This is a genomic window from Streptomyces sp. NPDC048411 (genome assembly GCF_040704695.1).
In the GTDB taxonomy this organism is placed as follows: Bacteria; Actinomycetota; Actinomycetes; order Streptomycetales; family Streptomycetaceae; genus Streptomyces.
On the sequence record NZ_JBEZKL010000268.1, the window covers coordinates 1 to 3,625 of the forward strand.

3 protein-coding genes are annotated in these 3,625 nt (G+C 69.4%); 2 read left to right on the plus strand and 1 reads right to left on the minus strand.

Annotated features, from left to right (window positions below):
- Positions 1-659: 659 nt before the first annotated feature.
- On the plus strand, positions 660-1,442 hold the full coding sequence (locus AB0915_RS38635; RefSeq protein WP_366696014.1) for a hypothetical protein: 783 nt from the start codon (positions 660-662) through the stop codon (positions 1,440-1,442).
- A 155-nt stretch (positions 1,443-1,597) separates the two neighbouring features.
- Here the strand turns inward: AB0915_RS38635 and AB0915_RS38640 are convergent, their stop codons facing one another.
- Entirely contained in the window at positions 1,598-2,686 is a 1,089-nt protein-coding gene (locus tag AB0915_RS38640) for a PP2C family protein-serine/threonine phosphatase (protein ID WP_366696016.1), read from the minus strand.
- A gap of 659 nt (positions 2,687-3,345) precedes the next feature.
- Here AB0915_RS38640 and AB0915_RS38645 point away from each other — a divergent pair.
- Positions 3,346-3,534, plus strand: a complete 189-nt coding sequence (locus tag AB0915_RS38645) for a hypothetical protein (RefSeq protein WP_366696018.1) — start codon at positions 3,346-3,348, stop codon at positions 3,532-3,534.
- Positions 3,535-3,625: the final 91 nt, after the last annotated feature.

The following is a 3,625-nucleotide window of genomic DNA, read 5'->3' on the forward strand; positions in this document are numbered from 1 at the left end:
CTGACGGCGACGTAGTCGGCACGGCGCTCTGACGCCTGCCACGCTCCTGACGCACAGCCAAGCAGCAAGATCACGATCTACAGCTGGAGTACTAGCTCCACTCGGGCGCAACGGCCGCTGCCGCCGGCTGTTCCTGGTTGCCATGCCCGGGCAGCGGGCGGACTGCACACGGTTCGAACCGGTACCGGAGAAAGTCCGAGTTTCTCGCATCGGGTCAGGCACGCCCCGGAGGAAGCCGGACAGTCTCGCGGCCAACAAGTCATCGGAGATCGACGAAGCCAGGTCGGAGACATGCTGGTCATGGACCGGGGAGTTCCGGAACCCGCCGCTCACCCTGAGAGCGTCCCAGGGCCTCATCTGACGGACAACTGCCCTGACCGCCCGCGATCCGAAACACCCCGGAGACTCCGGCCCCCGCGTCGGCCAGCTGGCATGCCGACACAACGAAAGCATCACGGCCGCCAACGAGTTGACGACAATCAGCATCCCGTCACGGCATCCGAAACAGCGAGGCTAGGGCCTGTCCGGCGGATCTCGGGTGAGTGGCGTAAGCCGTCTGAATCAGTCGGACACGGCCCTTCCCATGCCGCCATGATGTGCCTGGAGCCCATTTATCACCTGTTGATCGGCTGTTGAGCACCATACGGTGATATGGCCGCATGAACCTCAGAAGAACTGTGGTGGGCGTCGCGCTCGCCGCGATCGCGCTCACCGCCACCGGTGTACCGACTGCTTCCGGAGCCGAGGCGTCGCCGCACCCCGGCCGCTCGCACCTGGCCTCGCACACGACCGCCGGCACGCCCCACCCGGGGCCCGACAAGTCCGACTGGCCGAAGAAGGGGGACACCAAGGTCCCCACGCTGCCGTCCGCGCCTCTCAAGGGCCTTCCGACCTTGCGAGAAGCCCGACAGAAGGGTCTCCTCTCGCAGCCGATGTCGGCCGCGGGCGGCGTGACAACGCAGGCGTTCCCCGATTACAGCTGTACCACGCCCCCGCAGGGCTGGGGATACCACGACTACCTCAGCCCCGGCGAGTGCCTCACCCAGGGGACGTACATCGCCGTCAACATCGACCCGACCGGCTGGTACGAGCTGTGGATGCAGAGCGACGGCAATGTCGTCCTCTACTTCCACGACGGCCTGTTGGGTTACCGGGCCAAGTGGCAGACCGGAACCCGTGCCTGGAACCCGTGCCTGGAACCCGTCGCTGTGGATGCAGCGGGACGGCAACGTCGTCCTCTACGACGGCGTGGGCAACCCGATATGGGCCACGGGCACGAACGGGTGCGGCGATCAGGGGGCCTGGCTGCGGGTCCAGGCCGACACCAACCTCGTCCTGTACACCCGCGACTGGACGCCGATCTGGGCATGGTTCAACGGTCCCTCCTCCCGCCCCTGCTGAGCCGCCCCGGAGCCGGCGCGCGGCGGGCCGCGGAACGGTGAGCCCGACAAGCCGAGGCCGCGTCTGACGGGTCACGCGCGAAGCCGGAGGCGAAGCGCCGCGACGGTCCCCGTGCCACGGAACACGCATGCCCTCCGGGCCCTTGGTCAGGGGCCCAGAGGGCATACGGCCAGGGCCGCGCTCCGCCGGGCAGGCCCTAGTCGTCGGGCAGGTGGTAGACGGCGAGGGCCGCGGTGTCGTCGTCGAGGTGGTTGTTGCTGTACATGAGGAGGTCGTTATGGAGACGATCGAGGAGTTCCCGGGGCTGGAGGGGGCCCCAGGAGAGGACACGTTGGCGGAGCGGGTAGAAGGCCCCGGTGGGGTCGCGTGTTTCGGTGACACCATCGGTGTAGAACAGCAACTGCTCGCCGGGGCGGAAGGGGTATTCGTCGACGCGGTAGGCCTCCGTGAGGAGCATGCCGAGGTTGAGGGGCGGTGCGGGGTCGGCAGTCTCCAGCTCAGTGACCTCGTCGGAGCTGATGAGGAGGGGCGGGGGGTGGCCGCAGTTGACGATGCGGACCACGTGCTGGCGGGGGATCTCCGCGAAGACAGCAGTGACGAAGCGCTCACCCACGTCGTTTCCGGCCATGCGGGCGGCCCTGCGATTCATGCTCGTCTCCGCCCGGCGGGCAACGGCGGCGAGGTCGGGTTCGTCGTGGGCGGCCTCGCGAAAGGCGCCGAGGAGGGTGGCGGCCGTCTCGACGGCAGGGAGTCCCTTGCCGCGGACATCGCCGATGACAAGGCGGAGTCCGTACGTGGTGGGGACGGCCTCATACAGGTCACCGCCGATGCGTGCTTCGGCGGCGGCGGACAGGTAGAGGTCTTCCACCAGAATGGGGCCGATGCGGTGAGGGACCGGGCTGAGCAGGACACGCTGCGCGATTTCGGCCACGAAACGCACCGTGGCGAGGGTGCGTTCCCGGCGCACGCGGTGGGCAGCCAGAATTGTTCCGAGAACGCCGAGCAGAGCGGTGCACAGGTAGGCGGCCACGTAGTGGCGCTCCCACACGTATGCCACCGGGCGGCCCGCGCAGCACGGGGTGCCGGCCAGGACCGCTTCGAAGGCGATCGCGAACACGGTGACGGCGGCGACGGCAACGGGGCCGTGGGCGAAGGCGGCGATCACGGGGAGAGCGATGAGCATGAAGCTCACCGGCCACTGCACGGGCGTAATGGGTTCGATCACCAGGATGCCCGCGACGTAGAAGGCGGGCAGCCAGCGCATCCAGGCGGGCGCGGCCGGCACCTGCGGGCCCCCACCGCCAAGCCGCGCTGCCGAGCCGCTCGCCGCCCCGGGGCGGCCCGGCCACCTCACCGCTCACTCCGTCGCGGAGTGAGCGGCGCGAGCACGGACGCTGCCCGGTCGCAGGACGGAGCTACTGTGTGGCCTGCACGCGGACGGCGGTCCTGGTGGCTCCACTCACACAGCCTGTACACGCGGGACTCCTGGCACATGAGGTGGTCAAGAGGTCCATCTTGCCGCGTTGCGGCGCTTCGGGCCGACCATTGCTCCAGCCCGTGGCATGTCAGGACCTTTGTGCGGGGTCGGCCTGCCGGGAGGTGGCGGTGGTGCGTCCGCAGGTGTGAGTGGTGGGCGGCATCGGTTCCCGAAGGACGGAGTCTCCTCACCCGGGGTGGCGACGCGGTGCTCCGGCACGCTGGGCAGGGTCGGCTACTGCCGGATCGGGGGTGGCAGTCGTCGGCCCTGTCGGGGGTGCGGTCCGACGCGAGCCCCGTCCTGGCCCGGGACGGCGACCGGCTGAGTGTGTGCACCCGGGGTACGGACAATTCGCTGCGGCAGCAGGCCGGGCGCGACGGCCATCGGGACGCGCGGACCACCGATCTCGGCGGGCCCGCGCGCTGATCGTGGGAGCGCCCGTCGCCTACCCGGCCGGGTAGGGAGGCATGGACGTCTTCGTCCGGGGTACCGACGACGACTCGGTCGTGACCCGGGTGCGCGACGCGTTCGGCAACCGGTCCGACCGGTCGTCGCTGGGCGGGACCGTGAGCAGCAACCCCACGCTCGACGCCGACGGGGAGCAGGTACGGCTGTACGCACGTGCCGGTGACTACACCCTCTGGCAGCGCACCTAGTGTCTTGTGATTCCGTCAGCGTTACTTGATCTTGTGTGGCAGGGTCTCTTGGTATGGAGCTGTCCGTGGAACAGGCCGCCGAGTTGCGGGA

Coding starts and splice junctions, on each gene's coding strand:
- AB0915_RS38635 (WP_366696014.1), top strand. CDS start 660: ATGAACCTCAGAAGAACTGTGGTGGGCGTCGCGCTCGCCGCGATCGCG.
- AB0915_RS38645 (WP_366696018.1), top strand. CDS start 3,346: ATGGACGTCTTCGTCCGGGGTACCGACGACGACTCGGTCGTGACCCGG.